Origin of the sequence: Stenotrophomonas maltophilia, assembly GCF_900186865.1 — a bacterium.
Lineage (GTDB): Bacteria > Pseudomonadota > Gammaproteobacteria > Xanthomonadales > Xanthomonadaceae > Stenotrophomonas > Stenotrophomonas maltophilia.
The window spans coordinates 2903630-2926484 of the sequence record NZ_LT906480.1; the positions used below are offsets into that span (position 1 = coordinate 2903630).

21 protein-coding genes are annotated in these 22855 nt (G+C 68.6%); 10 read left to right on the plus strand and 11 right to left on the minus strand.

The features are described 5' to 3' along the window. Positions 1 to 25: 25 nt before the first annotated feature. Positions 26 to 1837 (plus strand): phosphoethanolamine transferase EptA, encoded by a 1812-nt coding sequence (gene eptA / locus CKW06_RS13875; RefSeq protein ID WP_024958595.1) that lies wholly within the window; start codon positions 26 to 28, stop codon positions 1835 to 1837. Here the strand turns inward: eptA and CKW06_RS13880 are convergent. Further along, a complete protein-coding gene (locus CKW06_RS13880; RefSeq protein ID WP_024958594.1) occupies positions 1741 to 2661 on the minus strand; it encodes a M14 family metallopeptidase in 921 nt (306 codons plus the stop codon). The genes eptA and CKW06_RS13880 overlap by 97 nt on opposite strands. Before the next feature lie 145 nt (positions 2662 to 2806). Here CKW06_RS13880 and CKW06_RS13885 point away from each other — a divergent pair, with 145 nt between their 5' ends. From CKW06_RS13885 to CKW06_RS13900, 4 genes are read left to right on the plus strand one after another with little or no spacing between them, the layout of a single operon-like run. Beyond that, positions 2807 to 3460, plus strand: a complete 654-nt coding sequence (locus tag CKW06_RS13885) for a DUF3348 family protein (protein ID WP_024958593.1) — start codon at positions 2807 to 2809, stop codon at positions 3458 to 3460. A gap of 10 nt (positions 3461 to 3470) precedes the next feature. Beyond that, positions 3471 to 5735, plus strand: a complete 2265-nt coding sequence (locus CKW06_RS13890; RefSeq protein ID WP_024958592.1) for a DUF802 domain-containing protein — start codon at positions 3471 to 3473, stop codon at positions 5733 to 5735. Next, positions 5732 to 6370 carry an OmpA family protein gene (locus CKW06_RS13895; protein WP_024958591.1) on the plus strand — a complete coding sequence of 213 codons (639 nt, stop codon included), beginning with the start codon at positions 5732 to 5734 and terminating at the stop codon, positions 6368 to 6370. The genes CKW06_RS13890 and CKW06_RS13895 overlap by 4 nt, the downstream gene beginning before the upstream one ends. Further along, entirely contained in the window at positions 6294 to 6728 is a 435-nt protein-coding gene (locus CKW06_RS13900) for a DUF2894 domain-containing protein (protein ID WP_076738475.1), read from the plus strand. The genes CKW06_RS13895 and CKW06_RS13900 overlap by 77 nt, the downstream gene beginning before the upstream one ends. Before the next feature lie 363 nt (positions 6729 to 7091). Here CKW06_RS13900 and CKW06_RS13910 read toward each other — a convergent pair whose 3' ends face one another. The 10 genes from CKW06_RS13910 to CKW06_RS13955 form a co-directional block, all read right to left on the minus strand. Further along, positions 7092 to 7538 carry an REP-associated tyrosine transposase gene (locus CKW06_RS13910; protein WP_024958589.1) on the minus strand — a complete coding sequence of 149 codons (447 nt, stop codon included), beginning with the start codon at positions 7536 to 7538 and terminating at the stop codon, positions 7092 to 7094. Between the two features lie 277 nt (positions 7539 to 7815). Continuing rightward, a complete protein-coding gene (locus tag CKW06_RS13915) occupies positions 7816 to 8574 on the minus strand; it encodes a 2,3-dihydro-2,3-dihydroxybenzoate dehydrogenase (RefSeq protein WP_024958588.1) in 759 nt (252 codons plus the stop codon). Continuing rightward, entirely contained in the window at positions 8565 to 12455 is a 3891-nt protein-coding gene (locus tag CKW06_RS13920) for an enterobactin synthase subunit F (protein WP_024958587.1), read from the minus strand. Before CKW06_RS13920 ends, CKW06_RS13915 begins: the two co-directional genes overlap by 10 nt. Further along, a complete protein-coding gene (locus CKW06_RS13925; RefSeq protein ID WP_024958586.1) occupies positions 12452 to 12709 on the minus strand; it encodes a phosphopantetheine-binding protein in 258 nt (85 codons plus the stop codon). The genes CKW06_RS13920 and CKW06_RS13925 overlap by 4 nt, the downstream gene beginning before the upstream one ends. After that, complete coding sequence (locus CKW06_RS13930; RefSeq protein ID WP_024958585.1) at positions 12709 to 13341, minus strand: isochorismatase family protein; 633 nt, start codon at positions 13339 to 13341, stop codon at positions 12709 to 12711. The genes CKW06_RS13925 and CKW06_RS13930 overlap by 1 nt, the downstream gene beginning before the upstream one ends. Continuing rightward, positions 13341 to 14993 (minus strand): (2,3-dihydroxybenzoyl)adenylate synthase, encoded by a 1653-nt coding sequence (locus CKW06_RS13935; protein WP_024958584.1) that lies wholly within the window; start codon positions 14991 to 14993, stop codon positions 13341 to 13343. The genes CKW06_RS13930 and CKW06_RS13935 overlap by 1 nt, the downstream gene beginning before the upstream one ends. Beyond that, positions 14990 to 16183 (minus strand): isochorismate synthase, encoded by a 1194-nt coding sequence (locus tag CKW06_RS13940; protein WP_024958583.1) that lies wholly within the window; start codon positions 16181 to 16183, stop codon positions 14990 to 14992. The genes CKW06_RS13935 and CKW06_RS13940 overlap by 4 nt, the downstream gene beginning before the upstream one ends. After that, complete coding sequence (locus tag CKW06_RS13945; RefSeq protein ID WP_024958582.1) at positions 16180 to 17376, minus strand: MFS transporter; 1197 nt, start codon at positions 17374 to 17376, stop codon at positions 16180 to 16182. The genes CKW06_RS13940 and CKW06_RS13945 overlap by 4 nt, the downstream gene beginning before the upstream one ends. A 153-nt stretch (positions 17377 to 17529) precedes the next feature. Beyond that, positions 17530 to 17841 (minus strand): DUF3817 domain-containing protein, encoded by a 312-nt coding sequence (locus CKW06_RS13950; RefSeq protein ID WP_024958581.1) that lies wholly within the window; start codon positions 17839 to 17841, stop codon positions 17530 to 17532. A gap of 125 nt (positions 17842 to 17966) precedes the next feature. Continuing rightward, a complete protein-coding gene (locus CKW06_RS13955) occupies positions 17967 to 18902 on the minus strand; it encodes a TIGR03571 family LLM class oxidoreductase (RefSeq protein ID WP_024958580.1) in 936 nt (311 codons plus the stop codon). Positions 18903 to 18968: 66 nt separating this feature from the next. On the opposite strand from CKW06_RS13955, the gene CKW06_RS13960 reads away from it, so the two are divergent. The 5 genes from CKW06_RS13960 to CKW06_RS13980 all read left to right on the plus strand — a co-directional run bounded on the left by CKW06_RS13960 (position 18969) and on the right by CKW06_RS13980 (position 22850). Beyond that, complete coding sequence (locus CKW06_RS13960; protein ID WP_024958579.1) at positions 18969 to 19418, plus strand: GNAT family N-acetyltransferase; 450 nt, start codon at positions 18969 to 18971, stop codon at positions 19416 to 19418. Positions 19419 to 19547: 129 nt separating this feature from the next. Beyond that, the gene (locus CKW06_RS13965; protein WP_038646095.1) at positions 19548 to 21068 is read left to right on the plus strand and encodes a thioredoxin family protein; all 1521 of its coding nucleotides are present in this window, start codon (positions 19548 to 19550) and stop codon (positions 21066 to 21068) included. A gap of 245 nt (positions 21069 to 21313) precedes the next feature. Then, positions 21314 to 21943 carry a superoxide dismutase gene (locus CKW06_RS13970; RefSeq protein WP_038646098.1) on the plus strand — a complete coding sequence of 210 codons (630 nt, stop codon included), beginning with the start codon at positions 21314 to 21316 and terminating at the stop codon, positions 21941 to 21943. After that, positions 21940 to 22515, plus strand: coding sequence for a flavin reductase family protein (locus CKW06_RS13975; RefSeq protein WP_024957646.1), 576 nt, complete (start codon positions 21940 to 21942; stop codon positions 22513 to 22515). The genes CKW06_RS13970 and CKW06_RS13975 overlap by 4 nt, the downstream gene beginning before the upstream one ends. Further along, positions 22515 to 22850 carry a tetratricopeptide repeat protein gene (locus tag CKW06_RS13980; protein WP_024957647.1) on the plus strand — a complete coding sequence of 112 codons (336 nt, stop codon included), beginning with the start codon at positions 22515 to 22517 and terminating at the stop codon, positions 22848 to 22850. Before CKW06_RS13975 ends, CKW06_RS13980 begins: the two co-directional genes overlap by 1 nt. Positions 22851 to 22855 lie beyond the last annotated feature (5 nt).

Below are 22855 nucleotides of genomic sequence, written 5' to 3' on the forward strand. Positions count from 1 at the left end.
CACTCCCGCTCCACGGAACCTGCTCGTGCGTCAATGCCGCCGTTTTCCACGGCCCCATCCGATCGTTCTGGTCTGGGCCGTCGCACTGTTCTTCACCACGATTGGAAACATCGCCCTCTGGAAGACGCTGTGGGGGCTGGTCGACCTCAACAGCGTGCGCAGCGTGCTGTTCCTGGCCAGCCTGCCGGTGGTGCTGTTCTGCCTGTTCAACCTGATGCTGACGCCACTGCTGGCACTGCCATTCCTGCGCAGGCCGCTGCTGGTGCTGCTCGTTGTCGTCAGCGCCGCCTGCAGCTACTTCATGCTGCACTACAACGTGCTGATCGATCGCAGCATGGTGCAGAACGTGTTCGAGACCAACCAGGCCGAACTGAACGCCTATCTGTCGCTGCCACTACTGTTGACCCTGCTGGCGCTGGGCGTGCTGCCTGCTGCCGGGCTCGCCCTGGTGCGCACCACCAGCGGGGCCGGCTCGATACGTTCGCTGCTGGTGTGGCCGGCCAGCGCTCTGGCGTCATTGCTGGTACTGCTGGCAATCGGCTTCGCGTTCTACAAGGACTACTCCTCGCTGCTGCGCAACAACCGCTATCTCCGTGACCAGGTGCTGCCGTTGAATGTCGTGCGCCATACCCACGGTTATCTGAAAGGCCTCTACAGCGCCCGCCAGCAACCCTTGCGCCCGATCGGCATGGACGCACGGCGCGTACCGGGCCCGCGTCCGAAGCTTGTGGTCATGGTCGTCGGCGAGACCGCGCGATCACAGAACTTCCAGCTCAACGGCTACCCACGCGCGACCAATCCCCGGCTATCGCGCAAGGAAGGCGTCATCAGCTTCAGTGATGTTTCCTCATGCGGAACCGCAACGGCGATCTCGGTGCCTTGCATGTTCTCGCAGATGACCCGCCGCCAGTATGACGATGTACGCGCAGCGACCGAGGAGAACGTGCTCGACATCCTGCAGCGCACGGGCATCAGCGTGCTCTGGCGCAACAACAACAACGGTGGCTGCAAAGGCGTGTGCGAACGCGTGCCGACCGAGGACATGCCCGCGCTGAAGGTGGCCGGCCAATGTGTCAATGCCGACGGCACCTGCTATGACGAGGTGCTGCTGCATCAGCTCGGTACACGCATTGACGCCATGAACGGTGACGCCCTGGTCGTGCTGCACCAGCTTGGCAGCCACGGCCCGACCTACTTCGAACGCTACCCGGCACAGTCGCGGGCATTCAGTCCGACCTGCGACAGCAACCAGATCCAGCAGTGCAGCAACGAGGCGCTGGTCAACACCTATGACAACACCCTGGTCCACACCGACCGCATGCTTGGCAGGACCATCGACCTGCTGCAGGGCTATTCGGACCAGCGTGATGTCGCGCTGATCTATGTGTCAGACCATGGCGAGTCGCTCGGCGAACGTGGCATGTACCTTCACGGCACGCCTTACTTCATCGCGCCGCGCGAGCAGACCCAGGTGCCGATGGTGATGTGGTTCTCACCGGAGTTCAGCCGCAACGCGGGCGTGGACCTGGCCTGCCTGCGCGGGATTGCCCTGCACCGGGCGCACAGCCACGACAATGTCTTCCACTCACTGCTGGGCCTGTTCGGGGTCAACAGCACGGTGTACCAGCCCGATCTGGATGTCTTCGCCGGCTGCCGCGCGTCGGCTTCGCCGGCTGTGGCCACCTCGCCAGCCAAAGAACGGCGCCGGTTGATGCCGGTCGCTGCCCGGAACGTGGCGCGTTACTGCGCCGCCAGGGCGAAATCCAGACCCGCACACACCGCCGCCACCTGGGCGTCGTTGCACTCCTGCGGGTTGGTGCGCGGGCTGTCCGGGTAGACCTCGGTGGTGGTGGCAAAGCGCGCGTCGGTGAAGCCGGCGCAGGCGCCGATCGACCGCGACTCACCCCACGCCACGCCCGGTGACTGCAGCGGCAAGCCGACCAGGTTGCCCTCGGCGTCGGCCGGGGCGATATGGGTGACTGGCGCGACCGCAGCGATCAGGGCCTTCTGGAACTCGGCCTGCGGGTCTTCGCTGTTGCCGATCACGTAGAAGCCATCCGGAATGGTGTCGCGCTCGAACGGCTTGCCGTCGCGGGCGCAGCGCGCCGGATCGAACTCGTGCAGGTCGCTGTCGGTGGTCTCGTGCAGGTCCAGGTGCACCAGCAGGTTCGGTTTGCGCTCGGCCACCCAGGCCATCAGCGCGGCCGCTTCCTCGATCTGGCCGCCGTCACGGAAGCTGCGGTTGGGGTCGATGGCATCCGGGTTCCAGCGCTGGATGCGTTCGTAGCCCCACGGGCTGACGCACGGTGCCACGATCAGGTTCAGCCGGCCCAGGTAACGCTCAGCCTGCTGTTCCAGGAACTGCAGGGCGCCATGCACGCCGCTGGTCTCGTAGCCATGCACGCCACCGGTGATCAGTGCGGTCGGCAGCGCCGGGTTCCAGTCGTGGTTGACCACGGCGAACAGCGGGTAATGGTCCGGCGCATAGTCCAGCTGGCCGTACTGGATCACATCGAAGCTGTCGTCCAGGCGCTCGAGCGCTGCCACAACGTCATCGTGGTAGCTGCGCTGGCGCTGCTGGCGGGCCCGCCACTGTGCGCGTTCCGCGTCGCCCCAGGGCTGTCCGGGGGTGCCGATCGGGTAGAACTGCGCAACAGTCATTGGGTACTCCAGGGGTCGAACGGGATGGGTGCAGCCGGTCATTCTAAGCCTTGTCGCGCCCGCGGGTCCCCTCCCCCGGCCCCGCCTTCATCCAGCCAAGGTCATCTGGTTGTAAAATCAATGGTTTTTGGCCCCTCACCCCTTGATGGCGAAAGCAGCGCAGCCGGTCCTGGGTGGACCGGAATTCCTCCGCCTGCTCGCCCGTCTCAGCGACGGCGCGATGCCGGCCAGCAGTCCCGCCCTGACCGATCGGCTCGGCCAGTGGGTGGACTGGAGCCGTGCCGTGGCCCTGTCCGGGGCGCTCGGCGGACGCTTGCCCGAGCCCGGTGAAGCCGCCGAAGCCGTCGAGGATGTGCTGGCCGACTGCGTCCAGGCGCACACCAGCCTGCTGGCCTCGATCAGTGAGGACGCCGAGGCCGAGCGCCTGCTGGATCTGGCCGAAGCTGCCGCTGCACCCAACTTCGCCTCGCTGCGCCAGCGCTACCGGGTACTGCAGCAGGCCATCCAGACCGCCACCGGGCGCCTGCGCGGCCGCCTGCGCGACCAGCTGGTGCAGGTTTCGCCCGAGCTGGCGCGGCTGGCCGAGGTCGACGCGGTGATGGAACAGACCCTCACCCCGCGCGAGCACAGCCTGCTGGCCACTGCGCCGGCCGTGCTCGGCGCCCGTTTTGAACGCGTGCACGGCCAGCCCGGCTGGCGCGCGGCCTTCCGCCATGACATGCGCACCCTGCTGCTCGCCGAGCTGCAGCTGCGCTTCCACCCGATCGAAGGGCTGCAAGACGCCCTGCGCTCCCACTAACCGGAACACCATGTCCAGAACTGCTTTCCATGTCGTTGTTTTCCTTGTCGGCCTGCTGGCCGTGTGCTGGATCGGCATTGGCTATGTTTCGGTGCATCCGCTGGGTGCAGCGGTGGCGGCGATCATCGCGGCCTGCTACATCGCCGGTGGCGTGGAGCTGTACCGCTACCGCCAGGCCAGCAACGGCCTGCGCAGTGCACTGAACGACCTGTCCAGTGCGAAGGAGAGCCTCGCTCCCTGGCTGGAGCGCGTGCCGGCAGGCCTGCGCAACGCCGTGCGCCTGCGCGTGGAAGGCGAGCGTACCGCCCTGCCCGCTCCGGTGCTGACCCCTTACCTGGTCGGCCTGCTGGTGCTGCTGGGCATGCTCGGCACCCTGCTGGGCATGATGGACACGCTGCGTGGCACCGGACTGGCCCTGCAGAGCGCGACCGACATGGCCGCGATCCGCGGCTCGCTGGCCTCGCCGGTGCAGGGCCTGGCGGTGGCATTCGGCACCTCGATCGCCGGTGTGGCCAGCTCGGCCATGCTCGGCCTGCTGGCGGCGCTGCTGCGTCGTGACCGCCTGCAGGCCGTGCAGCAGCTGGATCGCGCCATTTCCGGCGACCTGCATCCGTACTCGCAGGCCTGGCAGCGCGCCGAGTCGCTGCGCCTGCTGCAGGCACAGTCCGCGGCGCTGCCGGCGCTGGTCGACCGCCTGCAGGCGATGACCAGCACCTTTGAACAGCACAGTGCCGCTGCCAATGAGCGCCTGCTGGCCGGCCAGGCCGAGTTCCTGACCCAGAGCCAGGCGCTGCAGGAGCGCCTGGCGGTCTCGCTGCAGCAGTCGCTGCGCGAAGGCGCCGAAGCCAGCGCCGCCGCCATCGGTGGCGCGCTGCAGCCGATGGCCGAGACCACCCTGGCTGGCCTGGCCCATCACGGCGAAGCACTGCATGCCCGCGTCGAGCAGGCCGTGCAGCAGCAGCTGGCCGGCCTGAGCGACGGTTTCGAACGCAGTCGCGTCGCCACCGAGGCCAGCTGGGCCAAGGTGGTGAGTGAACAGACCCAGGCACAGCAGGCACTGGTGAGCGACCTGCGCCAGCACCTGCAGGCCTTCAGCGATGGCCAGGCCACGCATGCCGAAGCGCTGGTCACACGTATCGGCGAGCGCCTGCAGGCCGATGCACAGGACAATGCGGAGGCCTTGCGTGCTGCCGCCGAACAGCAGCAGGCCCTGAACAGCGCGCTGGTCGAGCGCCAGCAGCAGGCGTTGATCGCCGCCAGCGAGCATCTGGACGCGCGTGCGCAGGCGCTGCTGCAGGCACTGGAGCAGCAGCACAGCGCCAGCCAGTCGCTGCTGCAGGACCACGAACTGCAGCGTTCGCAGCAGTGGCAGGCAGCGCAGGCCACCGCCGCGACCGCGCACGCCGAACTGCAGGCCAGCCTGGACAGCCGCGAGCAGCAACGCCAGGCGCGCTGGGACGCGGTCAGCGCCGAGTTGCAGCAGGCCCACGCCGCCCTGCAGGCGCAGCTGCAGGCCGGCGACGAACAGCGCCTGCAGCGCTGGAGCGATGCTCTGCAGCACGTTTCCACCGAGCTGGCCGAGCGCCTGCAGGCCAATGGCGAACGCCTGGCCGCGCAGCAGCAGCGCGTCTGCGACACGCTGGCGGAGACCGCACAGCAGATCGGCGAGAACGGTCGCGCACAGGCCAGCGCCACGCTGGCCGAAGTGTCCACCCTGCTGCAGACCGCCGCCGCCGCGCCCAAGGCCGCTGCCGACGTCATCAACGAGCTGCGCAGTACGCTGTCCGAGAGCCTGGTGCGTGACAACGCGATGCTGGAGGAACGCGGACGCCTGCTGGCCACCGTGCAGACCCTGCTGGATGCGATCAACCACGCCTCGCACGAACAGCGCACCGCTGTGGACGCACTGGTCGGTGGCTCGGCCGAGCTGCTGGAACGCGTCGGCAACCGCTTCACCGACCATATCGCCGCCGAGACCGGCAAGCTGGATGGCATTGCCGCAGCGCTCCACGGCAGCGCGGGCGACGTCGGACAGCTGGCCAGCAGCTTCGGCGAAGCGGTCGCGCAGTTCGGCAGCGCCTCCACCGAGCTGTCCGGCCGCCTGGAACAGATTGGCGGCGCACTGGATGCCTCGCTGGCCCGCAGCGACGAGCAGCTGGCCTACTACGTGGCGCAGGCACGCGAGGTGGTCGACCTCAGCCTGCTGTCGCAGAAGCAGGTGATGGAAGAACTGCAGCAGCTGGCCACGCGCCGCGGCAAGGCCGGTAGCGCATGAGCGACGAGCTGGAGGTCGATGGCGGTTCGCACGCCCCGATCTGGGCCGCCTTCGGCGACCTGATGTCGGTGCTGCTGGGCGCGTTCGTGCTGATACTGGTCGGTGTGGTCGCGGTGCAGCTGGAGCTGTCGCAGCGGCTGGACCAGGAAGTAAAACAGCGCCAGGCCGAAGCCAAGCGCCTGCAGACGCTGGAACAGGCGCTGGCTGGACCGCTGGCCGCCGGCCGCGTGACGCTGGTCGATGGACGCATCGGCATCAGCGGCAGCGTGCTGTTCGCGCTGAACTCCGACCAGCTGCAGCCGGAAGGCCAGGAGCTGCTGCGCAGCCTGGCCGCGCCGCTGGCCGCCTACCTGGGCAGCCGCGAAGAAATCCTGATGGTCAGCGGCTTCACCGATGACGCGCCGGTACGCGAAGGCAACCGGCGTTTCGCCGACAACTGGGAGCTGTCCGCGCAGCGCTCGCTGACCGTGACCCGCACCCTGATCGCCGATGGCGTACCGGCTGACGCCGTGTTCGCCGCCGCGTTCGGCAGCGAGCAGCCGGTCAGTTCCAATGCCAATGAGGAAGGCCGCGCACGCAACCGCCGCGTGGAAATCGCGCCGATTCCCAAGCCCAGGGCCCCGCATGCCAAGTAAGCCGCCAGCGCTGGAAGGCCTGCGCGCACTGGTGCGCGACCTCGATGCGGGGTCGCGCTCGCTGCCGCATTACCCGCAGGTGCCGATGCTGCAGCAGGTGCAGCGCGAGTGGTCGGAGCTGCGCAGCGAACTGCAGGTGCGCCGCTCACTGCGCACCGAGGCCCCGGCCGACGGCGGCCCGCTGAACTCGGCGGTGCTGGTGCAGCGCATGCTGGACACGATGCAGGCCACCAGTCCCGGCTACCTGCGGCACTTCATCGACTATGTGGATACGTTGTCGTGGCTGCAGGCGCTGCAGGACGGCGCCGCCAGCGGTGCAGATACCGCGAAGCCGAAGCGGACACGCAAGCCGCGCTGAACACCAATTGGTGATGCCGGCCGCTGGCCGGCATCAAACCGGACCGACCACGGCCGAAGCGCGCGCAAGCGGCGCTGAACAGCGAATGGCCGCGCTGAACATTGACTGGTAGTGCCGGCCGCTGGCCGGCAGCTATGCATCTTCGCGCGGGTCATGGGGTTGCCGGCCAGCGGCCGGCACTACCATCGAGGCTGCTCTGTGCGCCGGAACGCAATCTGCGCTGCGCTTCGCCTTTGCTGTGGTAGTGCCGGCCGCTGGCCGGCATCACAACCAGGCCGACCACGGCCAAGACGCGCGCAAGCGGCGCTGAACAGCGAATGGCTGCGCTGAACATTCACTGGTAGTGCCGGCCGCTGGCCGGCATCACAACCAGACCGACCATGCATACGGATACTCGCCAATCTGCCCAGCAAGACCGGCGCGCACCGGATTCCCCAGGATGTACAGCGCTTGCTGCGCCAGCGACTCCTCGGCCCTCACGGCATGATCAAAGTAGCCAGACTGCCAGACCGTACATCGACGCCCCACCAGGCGATTCAGGGCGAGCGCGCTCGACGATTTCATCCGGCGCGCGATGTCGGGAAGGTGAGCTGCGCGCAGCTCGAACATCCAGTGGACGTGATCCGGCATGACGACCCATGCGTGTGACTGTACGAGCCCGCGCTGTTCGATGTAGTGGAACTGGTCGATTACACATGCTGCTGCAGCTTCGCTTTCAAAGAGCCGGCGGCGCTGGTGTGTCGTGGTTGTCAGAACGTAGGACTGGCCGATGATCGAGTGACGGCCCAGACGGAGGCGATGGCTGCTCATGCGCCATGGTGGGTCGATCATTGCGCGTTGGCTGTCGGGCCATGCCTCGATGGAGGTTGGGAGATGTCTGAAGTTGAATGAGGTTGCCGGCCAGCGGCCGGCACTACCGGAGCTGTGGGTTGCCGGCCAGCGGCCGGCACTACCGGGGCTATGGATTGCCGGCCAGCGGCCGGCACTACCGGGGCCATGGATTGTCGGCCAGCGGCCGGCACTACCGGAGCTGTGGGTTGCCGGCCAGCGGCCGGCACTACCACTGCCGGCAGGCGGCGGTCGGGGCTCAGCCGCGCAGGGTGGCGCCGCCGTCGACGTACAGGTCGCTCATCGCCACGTGCCCGGCCTGGTCGGAGAGCAGGAACATCACCGAGTGCGCGATGTCCTCGGGGGTGGCCAGCTTGCGCAGTGGAATGCCGGCCTTGTAGGTCTCCAGGTTACCGGCGATTACCCGCTCGGCACCGCGCTCGTCCTGCCACATGCCGGTCTGCATCGGGGTCAACGTGGACCCCGGGGCGACGATGTTGCAGCGGATGCCCAGCGGCGCCAGTTCCAACCCGAGGCAGCGGGTGAACATCGTGGCGGCGGCCTTGGACGCGGCATACGCCGCCATGCCATGCCGCGGCACACCGGCCGCATTCGAGCTGACGGTGACCATCGCGCCCTGCCCGCGCGGCGACATCACCCGCGCCAAGGCACGCCCGACATGGAACACGCCGTCGGTGTTCACCGCGAACACCCGGCGCCAGTCGTCATCGCCGGTCTCGGTCACGCCGCCCACATGCAGCACACCGGCCACGCTGGCCGCCAGCGTGATCGGCCCGATGTTGGATTCGACCTGATCCACCAAGGCGTCGACGGCCGCACTGTCGGTCACGTCAAGAGCAAACGCCTGCACACGTGCATCCGCGAACATGGGTGCCTCGCGATCAGTCGCCACTGCGATGCAACCGGCCTCGACCAACAGCCGTACCAGTGCCTCGCCGATGCCGCCGGCGGCACCGGTCACCAACGCCACGCGGCCATCAAAACCGGTCAACTGCATGTTGCGATCTCCTGTTGCTCGTCCCATTGGCGCAACCGCGCCGACAACCACGGCGCCAGCTGCGCCACCGCATCGCGGCCGGTCAGCTCGGCGTGCAGGAACGGCAGTTCCAAGGCCTGCACCTTGCGCGCGTGGGTCCGCCACAACGCCGACTGCAGCTGTGGTCGCGCCTGGTGATCCCGGCCTGCGCGGACGTGCACCAGCGTGCCGTCGAACGGTTGGTGGATGTGTTCGCGGATCAATCGATTGGTGCCGGTCACCGCGCGCACCACGCCGTCGAGCACCACATCCGGCAGGCTGCCGAGTGCACTGCCACCACGTCGCAGGAACGCGAGAATGCGTTCACGGCTGTCCAGTTCCGGATGCGCATCCGGATCGTGGCCGGCAATCGCCAGCAGTGCCCGCAATGCAGCGATGGCATCGGGTTCCGGCTCGGCCCGCCAGCACTCGCTGGGATAAGCGTCCAGCAGTACCAGCTCGCCGACCTCGCGGCCGATCTCATGCAGGCGCACCGCCATCGCCTGGGCGAGGATGCCACCCACCGACCAGCCCAGCAGATGCACCGGCCCCTTCGGCTGCAATGCGACCACGCGCTGCACGTAGTCGTTGGCCATCGCCTCGATGCTGCTCGGCAGCGGCTGCCGCGCATCCAGTGCCGGCGACTGCAGGCCATACACCGGGCGTGCCGGCTGCAGTGCCCGGGCCAGGGTGCGGTAGTTCCAGGCGATGCCACCGGCCGGATGCAGCACGAACAGCGGCGTGGGCCCGGCAGCGTCGGTCGCGGCCAGCGCGATCACTGGCCCCAACGCGTGATCGGCCAGCGCGGGCGGCTCGGCAATGCGAACCGCCAGCGCGGCCACGGTGGGCTGCGCGAACAAGGCACCCAGACCCAGATCGCAGCGCCAGCGCTGCTCGATGGCCAGCAGCAGGTGCACCGCCGACAGCGAGTCACCGCCGAGACTGAAGAAATCCGCATCCACCGCAACTGGCACTTCACGCCCGAGTGCCTGGGCAAACAGCAACGCCAGTTCCTGTTCCAACGGCGTGCGCGGCGCCAAGCCGGCAATTTCAAATTGTGTTGGTTTCGGCAACGCGTTGCGGTCGAGCTTGCCGTTGGCGGTCACCGGCCAGTGGTCCACGCCGACGAATGCCGAGGGCACCATATAGTCCGGCACGCGCGTGGCCAGGTGGCTGCGCAGCGTCACGGCATCGGCAAGCGCCGCTGGCACATAGGCCACCAGCCGGGCATCACCCGGCGCGTCCTGGCGCAGCAGCACTTCCACCCGCTCCATGCCAGGCAGCTCGCGCAGTGCCGCCTCGATCTCGCCCAGCTCGATGCGCAGGCCGCGCAGTTTCACCTGATGGTCGCTGCGGCCCAGATACTCCACCGCACCATCGCGGCGCCAGCGCGCCACGTCGCCGGTGCGGTAGATGCGCTCGCCCGCCAGGAAAGGATCGGCCAGGAAGCGTTCGGCGGTCAGGTCATCGCGACCCAGATAGCCACGTGCCAGTTGTACGCCACCCAGGTACAGGTCACCGGCCACACCGACCGGCACCGGCTGCATCCGGGCGTCCAGCACGTACAGGCGGGTGTTCCAGACCGGGAACCCGATCGGCACCGGCCGCGAGCGATCCTGCGCCGACGCCGGCCAGTAGCTGACATCCACCGCAGCTTCGGTCGGGCCATACAGGTTATGCAGTTCTGCGTGCACACGCGCGTGGAAGCGGTCGCGCAACGCGGCATCCAGCGCTTCGCCACTGGTGAACACGCGGCGCAGCTGCAGGCCCTCGGAGGCTGGTGAGGCGAGGAAGGCATCGAGCATCGACGGCACGAAATGCGCCGTGGTGATGCCATGCCCACGGATCAAGCGCGCCAGTTCGGTAGGATCACGATGCGCGTCCGGCCCGGCGACCACCAGCGTGGCTCCACACAGCAGCGGCAGGAAGAACTCCCAGACCGAGACATCGAAGGTTGCCGGGGTCTTCTGCAGCACGCGGTCATCGGTGCGGATGCCGTAGTGCTCGCGCATCCACAGCAGGCGGTTGACGATGGCACGGTGTTCGATGACCACGCCCTTCGGCTCTCCGGTCGAACCGGAGGTGTAGATCACATAGGCCGCATCGCCGGGAGCCGGATCGGCCCACGGCGCGGCGAAGCTCAGCGCGGTCCACTGTTCCGGCGCGAGCATCGGTACGCCAGCCATGCGCGCCGAAACCTCGGACGCAGCCAGTACGCACACCGGCTGCGCCGAGGCGAGAATACGCGCAAGGCGCTCGTCGGGATGGGCAAGGTCCAGCGGCAGGTAGGCCGCGCCTGCACGCAGCACTGCGACCAGCGCGATCACCAGCTCCAGCGAGCGCGGCAATGCCACCGCCACCACGCTGCCCGGGCCGACATCCATCGCCCGCAGCTGCGCCGCCAGCGCGAAACTGCGCGCTTCCAGCGTTGCGTAATCCAAAGCAGCGTCGCCGAACACCAGCGCAGGCGCGTGTGGGTCCCGATCCATGCCCTGCTGCAGCAGCTCGACCAGGGTCGTCTCCGGCAGCGCGTGCGCGGTGGCATTGAATTCCTGCAGCACCTGCTGCGCCTCCTTGGGCGTCGCCAGGGGCACGGCTGCGATATCGTCAGCCTGCAGCGCCGCCGATACGAAATGCAGCAGCCGCGCCGCGTGCGCCTCGACATCCTCGCGACTGTACAGCGCGGGATTGGCCTCGATCTCCACATCCAGCAGCGCCTGGCCATCGCCACGGAAGCCCAGCGTCAGGTCATCCACCGGCCCGGTGCACAGCACCTGCAGCGTCGCCTGCACGTCGGCCAGCGTCAACGCCTTGTAGAACGGCTGCACATTCACCAGCGGACCGTGCAGGCGCTGCTGCGCGCCGACCAGGCCCAGGTCCCGGCGCAGCTGCTCACCGCGGTAACGGCCGTGCTTGCGCCCCTGGCTGAGCTTCCGGCCCAGGCCGCGGGTGAAGGCCTCGACGCTGCCCTCGCCGGCCGCTACGCGCAGCGGCAACACATTCATCACCATCGCCGGCACCCGCGCCGACGCGTTGCCGAGCCGCCCCATGTAGGGCACGCCCAGCACCACTTCATCGGCCGCGCTCATCCGCCGCAGGTACTCGGCCGACAACGCGGCCAGCACATCCGGCCAGGGCTGCAGCCAACGCACCGAGGCCTGCAGCAGCTGCTCACGGAAGGCCGCATCGAGCGGCTGCACCCAGCGCAGCGCGTCGTCACTGGCCGCGAGCGTGCCGGCCAGGCCCACGCCTGCCGGTGCGCCCTGCATGTGCTCACGCCACCACTGCCCGGCCAGCGCGCGGCGCGGATCGGCACGATAAGCGGCATCATCGGCCAGCACGCCCGCCAGCCCCGGCAGTGGCTCACCCATGCGGCCGGCGTACAACGCGCACACGCGATCGGTGAACAGCGCCATGCCATAGCCATCAGCCCCCAGATGATGCACCCGCAGGTACCAGACCCAGCGCTGCCCGCCCAGCTCAAGCAGCATCTGTTGGCTGATCCGGTCGCGGGCGGGGTCGACCGGGCTCAGCCGGTCGGCGTGCATCAGGCTGCGTGCCGCAGCGGCAGCATCCGCTTCGGCGGAAACATCACGCACCGAAAGCAGCGGCACGTGTGCCGGGTCGTACCACTGCAGCGGCTGGCCATCGGCCCCTTCGGCAAAGCGCAGCGCAAAGGCCTGGGCTTCGAACGCAGCCTGGTCTGCCGCTGCAACGAACGCGGTCACGTCCAGCGGGCCATCGATCCACACCGCGTGCGCGGTATTGAATGACGGGTTGTCCGGTGCCAACCGCTGTGCGAACCACAGTCCAGCCTGGGCCTCGGTCAATGCCACCGGCGTGGCCAGCGCAGCGGCGTTCATGCGTTCTGCGCGGCCTGCAGCGTCTGCACCACGTTCCACCACTGGCGCAGCGTGGTGTGTTCGGCCAACTGCGAGAACTCCAGCGGCAGGCCGGTGTTGCCCCAGGCCAGGACCAGGCCCAGCATGCGCATCGAGTCCAGGTCCAGGTCGATCAGGTTGTCGTCGTCACCGATCTCGGCCGGCGCGCACTCCAGAACGCGCGCCACATCGGCACGCATCCGCTCCAGATCCAGCACCTCACCGGTGGCAGCCATCACAGCACCTCCAGCAGCTGGTCGGTGGTCATCGGCACCCCGCTGGTGCGCGCGATCCAGTGCAGCGCCTGATCGTGGTCGGCGCGCGAGAAGTCCGCCACCGCATCGGCGGCGATGAAGGCCTCGATATCACGCTGGAACGCCTCGACCACGGTCGCGGTGCAGCCGATATGGGCGTAAACGCCGGTCACCAGCAGCTGGTCGCGTCCACGCACCCGCATAAGCGTTTCCAGGTTGCTGCGCTGGAATGCGCTGTAGCGATGCTTCACCAGCACGTGCTCGCCCGGCTGCGGTGCCAGTGCTTCGATGATCGGTTCGTGGTCGGCACTGCGGCGCATGCCCGGTCCCCACAGGTCGGCCTGCAGGCCACGGTCACGGCGGTCCTGGTCGCCATGCTGGGCGGTGTAGAACACCGGAATACCGTGCGCGCGGCAATGCGCCAGCAGGCGTGCGATGTTGTCCACGGCCGGCCGCAGCGGTGCATTGCCGGCGTCGAATGCGGCCAGGAAGTAGCGCTGCATGTCGTGCACCAGCAAGGCGACACGATCGCGCTGCGGGCGCCACGGGCCGCGTGCCTGCGGCAGTTCGGCGGCGGTCGGCAAGGGGTAATCGGTGATACGGGGCAGCGCCATCAGCGCGTTCCTCCTGTCTGTTGCAGATGACGCGCACGCAACTGCGCGCGCAGTTCGCGGCGGCTGATCTTGCCGACCGCGGTGGTATCGAAGCTGTCGACGAACACGATCTGGTCCGGCACCTTGAACGCCGCCAGGCCGCGCCCGCGCATCCAGGATTTCAGAGCCGGCGCCTTGAACGGTTCGCCCTGCGGAATCACGAAGGCGCAGCTGCGCTCACCCAGATACTCATCGGGAATGGAGACCACGGCGGCGTCGAACACGCCGGGGTGGGCCAGCAGATGATCTTCAATCTCTTCGGCGGAGATCTTCTCGCCGGCTCGGTTGATGTGGTCACCCGCGCGGCCCTGCACCACCAGGTAGCCTCCGGGCAGCTGCTGCACACGGTCGCCGGTGCGATAGAAGCCGTCGTCGGTGAACGAGCGCGCATTGGCCACCGCATCGTTGTGGTAGCCACGGATGGTGTACGGGCCACGGGTGAGCAGATGCCCCACCTCGCCTTCGGCCACCGGCTGGTCATGGTCATCGACCACGCGCACTTCGTCATCCGGGCTGATCGGCCGGCCCTGGCAGGCCACGATCAGTTCCTCCGGATCATCCAGCCGCGTGTAGTTGACCAGGCCTTCGGCCATGCCGAACACCTGGTGCAGCGTGCAGCCAAGGCCGTCGATCACCCGCCGTGCGGCTTCCGGCACCAGTTTGGCGCCGCCTACCTGCAGTACCTGCAGGCTGGACAGGTCGTGCTTGCTCGTAGCCGCGGCCTGAGCCCACAGCAGCGCCAGCGGCGGCACCAGCCCGCAGCAGGTCACCCGTTCGCGGGCGATCAGCGGGAAGGCCGCATCCGGCCCGGGGCCGGGGCTGAGCACCACGCGGGCACCGGCATACAGCGCGCCGAAGAAACCGGGCGAGCTCATCGGGAAATTGTGCGCGGCCGGCAGCGCGACCAGATAGACGCTGTCGCGGTCGATGCCGCAGAGGTCATTGCTGGCGCGGAACGAGTAGATGTAGTCGTCGTGGGTGCGCGGAATCAGCTTGGACAGCCCGGTGCTGCCTCCGGAAATCTGCAGGAACGCCACCGACTGCGGGTCCGGATCGGACGGCAGCTGGCTGCGATCGCCCTGCAGTGCCTCCAGCGCGATGAACTCCGCTGCATCGCCGTCGATCACCACATGGCGAACCGCCGGCACTTCGGCCTGCAGCGCCCTTGCCAACCCGCGATGATCGAAGCCATCGTGCAGTGTGGTGGTGATGTAGGCACTGGCTTCCGCCTTGTTGGCGAAGTGCACCAGCTCGGTGATGCGGTGCGCCGGCAACGCATACACCGGCACCAGGCCGGCGCGGAACAGGCCGCAGACCGTGGTGATGAACCCGGCGGTATTGCCCAGCTGCACCAGCACCCGTTCGCCAGGCTGCAGGCCGAGCGCCAGCAGGCCCGCACCGATGCGGCCTGCCTCATGCCACAGCTGCGCATAGCTCAGGCGTACGTCGCCGGCGACCACCGCGATGTCATCGGCATAGCGTTCTGCACGCTCGCGCAGGAAACCCGGGAAGGTCTCGCCACGCCAGTGACCGGCTTCGCGATAGCGCGCCACCAGCGCGTCGGGCCACACCTGCTGCAGCGGCAGGCGGGAAGAGTCAGTGGAGGTACTCATGCGGCAGGCTCGATGGCGGGCGCGGATTCATGGACACCCAGCGCGTTCAACAGGGCAGCGAACTTCGCTGCGGTTTCGGCCACCTCGGCCTCGGGGTGTGACTCGGCGACGATGCCGGCACCGGCATACAGGCGCAGCTGCGTGCCCTGCAGGCGCGCGCAGCGGATCGCCACGTACCAGTCGCCGTCACCCTGCGCGTCCAACCAGCCCACGGCACCGGCGTAGAAGCCGCGCGGCACCGGTTCCAGCTCGCGGATGCGCTGCAGCGCCGCCAACCGTGGCGTACCGCAGACTGTCGGCGTGGGGTGCAGCTGCGCCAGCAGTTCGGCGGCAGACGTCTGCGGATCCTTCAGGGTGGCGTGGATGCGGGTGCCCAGGTGCCACATGCTGGCGGTGGCATGCAGCACCGGGCGCGGCTGTGCATCGACATGGCTGCAGTACGGCGCCAGGCCCTCGACGATGGCCTCGACCACGTGGCGGTGCTCGTCATGGTCCTTGTTCGAGGCCAGCAGCGCCTGCGCGGCGCGCTCGTCCTCGGCGGCATCGGCACTGCGCCGCGCGGAACCCGCCAGCGGATGCGACAACAGCTCGGCGCCGCGCTTGCGCAGCAGCAGTTCCGGCGTCGCCCCCACCAGCCAGGCCGGCGCCTGGCCCAACTCCACCGGCAACGGCACCGCGTAGGTCGCCACCGACGGATCTGCGCCCAGGCGTGCCAGCAGCACGTCCGGAGACAGCGCCTGGCGGGTGCGTGCCAGCAGGCTGCGCGCCAGCACCACCTTCTGGAGGTTCAGTTCGGGCGCGCGCAGTACCTGCACCGCCGCGGCAACCGCTGACGCATAGTCCTGCGGCGCAGGCTCGGCCTTCAGGGCACCGTCCAGCGGCGGTGCGGCCTGCGGCTGCAGTGCCAGCGCCGGCAGCAGGCGCTCGGGCTGGAATAGCGCATCGTCCGCACGCGGTTCGAACGGCACTGCGCCAACCAGCAGGCCCGGGCCGCCACGCTGCCGGGCAAAGAACGCCGAGACGCGTTCTGCCAATGTCGCCAGTGCACCGGCCGGCAGCGTGGCGCGGCAGCCGCGTGCATGCACGTGCTGGCCGGCATGCTGCAGCAGGAACAGCGACGCGTCGTCGGTGCTGTCCAGTGACGCTGACGCAGCCTCCGGCCACGCGCCCTGCATCAGGGAATCGTTCATGGGGTCTCCTTCGTCCGATGCGCTGCAGCCAGCGCGCACAGCAACAGCAGCAGCGCACCGACCAGCAGGTAAGGCAGGCTCGGCCCGCCGCGATACAACAGCGTGCCGAGCATCGGCCCGGCCACCATGCCCAGCCCCTGCGCGGCAGCGACGGTGCCGGCGGCGGCGCCCTGCTCGTGCGCCTCCACCGCATCGGCGGCCAGCGCCTGGAACGAGGGGAATACGAAGCCCATGCCAAACGCAGCCGGCGCGTACGCCGCCGGCAACTGCCAGCCCTGCTGCACGCCCGCCACCGAAGCAAAGCCAATGCCGGAAATCAGGGCGCCAAGGACGATCCAACGGCGTGGATGCACCTCCAGCTTCATCACCAGCGCCTGCGCCAGGATCAGGCCGACACCAACGGCGGTAAGTGCGATGCCGGCCATGCGTGCACCGGCCGCCGCATCCAGGCCCAGGCGATCAATCGCGAAGAAGCCGACCGTGACCTGCGCGATGGTCACCGAGACCATCGCGATGAACGCTGCCAGCTGCGGCAGGCGCAGGCGCGCGTCGAGACGGCTCATCGGCGTGCGGCGCTGTGCGGACGCGCCCACCACCGGTGGTGTAGCCGGCAGCCGCCAGGCCAGCAATGCCAGTGCCAGCAACGGCAGCAACGCGGCCACGTACAGCGCCAGCGAAAGATTGGTATAGGCCAGCCAGCCGGCAGCGGCCGGACCCAGTACCATGCCCAGCGCGTTGGCACTGCCCAGCCGGGCTAGGAAACTGGCGCGCTGCCCGGTCGGTGCCTTGTCGGCAATCAGCGCAGCGGCCGTGGGCGGCACGGCCGCGTAGAACAGCCCGATCAAGCCGCGCGCGCCCACCAGCACCAGCACCGACACCAGTACCGGCGGCACCGCCTGCAGGGCGACGTCGATGAACACCGCCAGTGCGATGTAGACCGCCGTATAGGCACTCATCGCCAGCATCAGCACGCGCTTGCGGCCGATGCGGTCGCTGAGCTGGCCCCAGGGGCGCGCGGCCAGCATCCACAACACGCCTGCGGCGGTGACCGACAGGCCGGCATGCCACTCGGACAAGCCGAGCATGCGGACCACCGGGCCGATCACGGCGACGAAGGACATCATCGCCATGGTGCCGATCAGGGCAGCCAACACCAGCGCCGGCAAGCCGGGAACGACGGGACGTGCGTGCATGGAACACCAGCCGTAACAGGAAAGGATGGCCGGGCACGCCTGCGCACCCCGCCCGGCACCGGCCCTGCTCAGGACCGGACGCCACCCTTAAATGATAACGGCTCGTATTTGCATTTGATACCCATTCTCTTGAATGGGCGCGCAACAGTGGGTTCAGCGCATCGCACGCAGGCCCAGCAGGCCACGGCGCTTGAACCACCACTCCAGCGGCAGCGTCACCAGCGGCGGGATCGCCGCCAGCAGCGCCAGGGCGCTGGCCCACCACGGCCAGCGCAGGCGCACCGCCGCAAACAGGGTGACTGCCACATAGACCAGGAAGGCCACGCCGTGCAGCGGCCCGAACAGCTTCACCAGCGCCACGCTGGCCATTGGGCCGTACTTCATCCACATGCCGATGAGCAGGCCGGCCCAGGTCACAGCCTCGATGAAAGCGACCGCGGCGAACAGACGGCCGGTCGGTTGCATGGGGGAACGTTGGGTCACGCGAAGCTCCGGCATCGGGGTATCAAATGCGAATGATACGCAGATGCGAACCTCATGTAGAGTCGGGCCGTGCTCGACTGCTGGAACGTGTCCACCCAGGTGGACACCTACCGGAGCATGTACGGCAGAACCTGCTCCCCGATCTCACGCAGCATCGCGTCCATCGGCCGCCCGTTGTCGACCAGGTTGAACATCACGTGCGCCACGCCCTGCGCATGCACGCGCAGCAGATAGTCACGCAGGCCATCGCGGCCGACCTTCAGGCCCAGCGGCAGCGGCTCGGCTGGCGCCTGCGGATCGGCCTGCAGATCCAGCAGCATCGACTGCACGAACGGCTTGGCTGGCCCACCACGCTGCACCAGCGCCTGCTGCCACAGGCCGATGCGCCCTTCCTGTGCGGCCTCGTCGCGATGATAGGTGGCCCAGCCTTCGGCCTCGCGCGCGATCCACTGCAGGCTCTGCCGCGCGGTACCCACCACCAGCATCGGAATGCGGGTTGCCGGCGCCGGCAGCACGTCGAAACCACCGGTCGCCTGCAGCACGGCGGTCCGCTCATCGGCCTCCGGCGACAACGCCGCCCGCAACAATGCCCAATGCGCACGGAAGGTCGCCGCCCTGCCCTCCAGGTCCTCGCCGAAGGCGGCGAACTCTTCCGGGCGGTCACCCGAACCCAGGCCCAGCACGAAGCGTCCGCCGCTGATCCGGTCCAGGCTCAAGGCCGACTTCGCCACCTGCAGCGGCTGCCGCAATGGCAGCACTATGGCCGCGCTGCCGACCACGATGCGTCCGGTCGCGGCAGCCAGCATGCCCAGCCACAGAAACGGGTCATCCAGCGCGCTTGCTGTCGCGTCCGGACCCTGCGGCACCATCAGTGGTACATCACGCGTCCACAATGCGGCAAAGCCCAGATCATCGGCCAGTCGCGCAATGCGCCGCGCCTCATTCGGATCGGCCAGTCCATGCGCGGCGACAGGCGTCATCAAGCCCAGGCTCAGGCCCTGTTGCGGAAACAAGGCAGCGTAAGCAGGATTGAAATCACTCATGCCGCCAGCTTAGCGTGCAGGCCTGCGGCAACGATGACGCGCCGCCCACTACCGGAAGAACACTGCATGCCGACGATCCGCCCTGCCCACGTCGATGACCTGCCTGCGATCAGCGCGGTGTGCCTGGCCGCGTTCACTGCGGCGGTCCCGCCTTCGCTCAGCGCGGCCGGCATCGCCACCTTCGGCAGTGTCGCCGCTGCCGAAGCGTTCGGCGCGCGCCTGCACGGTGACAACCACATCCTGGTGGCCGAGCAGGACGGCCGTGTCATCGGCGTGATCGAACTGAAGGAGGGTCGGCACCTTGCGATGCTGTTCGTCGATCCCGCCTGCCAGGGCCAGGGCATCGGCCATGCTTTGTTCGAGGCGGTGCTTCCACAGGTGCGCGAGCCGGTCCTGACCGTGCGCGCCTCGCTCAATGCAGTACCGACCTACCTGCGCTATGGCTTTGCGCTGGACGGTGACGTCGGCGAGTTCAATGGGTTGGTGTATCAGCAGATGGTGCGGGCAGCGGCCTGAAGGCATCCGCCCGGCGTTGCCCGGCAATGCCCGGTGGGCGTCATGCCCTGCAGCACGCCCGTCATGAGCAAACTGAATCAGCGGGCTCCCCGGCGGTTCCTACAATGGCCTGTCACCCTGCCCTTCGAGATGCTGCCGATGCGCGTCGCGCTTTCCGTGTTGCTGCTGGCTTCGGCGCTGAGCGCCTGCACCCCGGCCCCGGTTTCCACCGCCAACTCCGCTGAGGCACCCGCGCCGGCGTCCGCCATCGCCTGGCGCCAGGGCGATGTGGACGATGCCTTCGCCGAAGCCGCCGACAGCGGCAAGCCGGTGCTGCTGTACTGGGGCGCGGTCTGGTGCCCACCGTGCAACCAGCTCAAGGCGGGCCTGTTCAAGGACCCGGCCTTCATCGCGCTGACCAGCAAATTCGTGCCCGTCTATCTGGATGGCGACGAAGAAGGTGCGCAGGCCTGGGGCGAACGCTTCGGCGTACGCGGCTATCCGACCCTGATCGTGCTGGACCCACAGCGCAACGAAATCACCCGCGTGGCCGGCGGCAACGACGCCGCCGAACTGACCCGGGCACTGACCGTTGCCGCAGGCCGCCGCAGTGCTGTTGCCGCCACCTTGGCCACCGCGCTGGCGACGCCGGACCGCCTGGCCGCCGAAGACTGGCAGGTACTGGGCGACTACGGTTGGGAAGTGGACGCCAACCGCCTCGCCGGCGAGCGCAAGAGCCAGGACGTACTGCGCCAGTTGTCCAAGGCGGCACCGGATGCCGCCCTGCAGCGTCGCTTCGCTCTGCTTGCCTTGGCAACCGCCGAAAAGCCCGATGCCTCGCCCACCGAAGTACGCGAGCTGCTGCAGGCGGTGCTGGCGCAACCGGCGGAAGTGCGCCGCAACCGGGAGCTGCTGGGCTATGCGGGCGTGCAACTGGTCAAGCAGGCCAGTGCCGGGCCGGCCACCAGCAACACGCTGGGACAGCAGCTGCTGGTCGCACTGGAGCGCGCAGATGCCGAGCGCGGTGATCGCGCCGACGACGCGTTGTCGCGTGCGCTGACCGAAGTATCGCTGGCCCGCCAGCAGCAGCCGAAGGGTGCACTGCCCGCGGCCCTGGTTGATCGGGTCAAGCAGCGCGTGGCCGCTGCCGATGCCGCCGCCACCGATGCGCATGCGCGCCAGGCCACGATCAGCAGCGCGGTCCATGCGCTGCGCGAGGTTGGCGACGACGCCGGTGCCGAGGCGCTGTTGCTGGCCGAGCTGAAGCGCAGCGAACAGCCGTATTACTACATGCCCGAGCTGGCCGAACTGGCCGAGCAGCGCGGCGATACCGCCGGTGCACTGGAGTGGTTGAAGCGCGCCTACGACGGTGCACAGGGCCCGGCCACCCGCGTGCAGTGGGGCGTGCTGTACGTGGAAGGGTTGCTGAAGCTGGCACCGGACGACGCACCGCGCATCGAGCAGGCCACCGCCTCACTGATCGCCGAACTGGAAGCGCAGCCGTCGGGCTACCACCAGCGCACCCGCCAGCGCTTCGAGCGCCTGGCCGGGCAGTTGAAGACGTGGAGCGGCAAGCACCAGGGTGCGGAGACGCTGGCGCGGCTGCAGCAGCGGATGCAGCAGGCGTGCGGCGAACAGGTTGATGGTGCGTGCAAGGACTGGTTGAGTTGATGATAACGCTGGCAGCGGGCACGTCAGCGCGCCGGTGAGGTTCGAAAAGCGGGTTCTGGTAGTGCCGGCCGCTGGCCGGCAACCCGACCTTCGCTGATTGCCGGCCAGCGGCCGGCACTACCATGCCGCTCTTGCTCCCTTTCACGCATCCCCCCCCCCCCGCCCCTTGACCTCAACCAATGTTGAGGTGCGATAACAGTCTCCCCACGGCCAGCCCTCTGGCCTTCCCCACGGAGATTGCTTCAATGTCGTACTCGCTTCCCCCGCTCCCCTACGCCTACGACGCCCTTGAGCCGCATTTCGATGCGCGCACGATGGAGATCCACCACAGCAAGCACCACCAGACCTACGTCAACAACCTCAACGCCGCCACCGAGCAGGCAGGCATCGCCGAGCAGCCGGTCGAGGCGCTGATCGCCAACCTCGATGCCGTGCCCGAGGCGCAGCGCGGCGCGGTCCGCAACAACGGTGGTGGCCACGCCAACCACAGCCTGTTCTGGACCGTACTCAGCACCCACGGTGGTGCACCCGATGATGAGCTGGCCGCCGCCATCGACCGCGATCTTGGCGGCTTCGATGCCTTCAAGGACGCCTTCACCAAGGCGGCGCAGACCCGCTTCGGCAGCGGCTGGGCCTGGCTGACCAGCGATCGCGATGGCCGCCTGCAGGTGGAAAGCAGCGCCAACCAGGACAGCCCGTTGATGGGTGCAGCCGTGGGCCTGTCGGGCAACACCCCGATCCTCGCACTGGATGTCTGGGAACACGCCTACTACCTGCACTACCAGAACCGTCGCCCGGACTACATCGGTGCGTTCTTCAACATCATCAACTGGGCCGAGGTCGGCCGGCGCTACCGCCAGGCCAGGGCCTCATGAGCGGCGAGACACTGCCGTACGCCGGGCCGTGGGCGGGGGTATTCCCCGCCCCGGCGCCGGTGCCGTCGGTCGAGATGCCGCCGCGTGCACTGCGGCGGCTGCTCGGCCACTTTCCTACCGGCGTGGCCATCGTCTGCGCACGCGATGCGCAGGGCAAGCCCATCGGCCTGACCATCAATTCGTTCGTGCCGGTGTCATTGCAGCCGCCCCTGGTGCTGTGGAACCTGGCGTTGCACGCGCAGAGCCTGTCCACCTTCCAGAGCGCCACCCGCTTTGCGATCAGCGTGCTGGCGGCCGACCAGGAAGCGCTGGCCCGGCGCTTTGCCGATCCGCAGGTACGCAACCGCTTCGACGGCCTGGCATTGCTGGATGACGACGAGGACGCCCCGCCACGCATCGCCGGTGCGGTGGCCCATCTCACCTGTACCCGCCACGCACAGTGGCCGGTGGGCGATCACCTGCTGCTGGCCGGCCGCATCATCGAAGTGCACGAGAACGGCGGCGCGCCGCTGCTGTTCCATCGGGGCCGCTTCCAGCCCGGCCCGGCCGAGCTGCTGGTGGAGGTGCGCTGATGAACATTGAAGCTCTGGAATGCATGCTTGCCGACGGCAAGGACGGCGCGCTGCTGCGCTTCGGCCTGGGCAAGGGCTGGCTGGATGCCGGCAACCCGGTGCGCGCGGCGACCCATCTGGGCCGTTGCGTGGTGCTTGATCCGCAATACTCGGCGGCGTGGAAGCTGCTGGGCAAGGCCTGGCTGGCCAGTGGCCAGCCGCAGGCGGCGCGCGAAGCATGGCAACGCGGCTTGAGCGTGGCCGGCAGCAAGGGCGACCAGCAGGCACGCAAGGAAATGCAGGTGTTCCTGCGACGCCTGGACCGCGAGCAGGCGGACCTGGCGAAAGCGGGCTGAGTCGA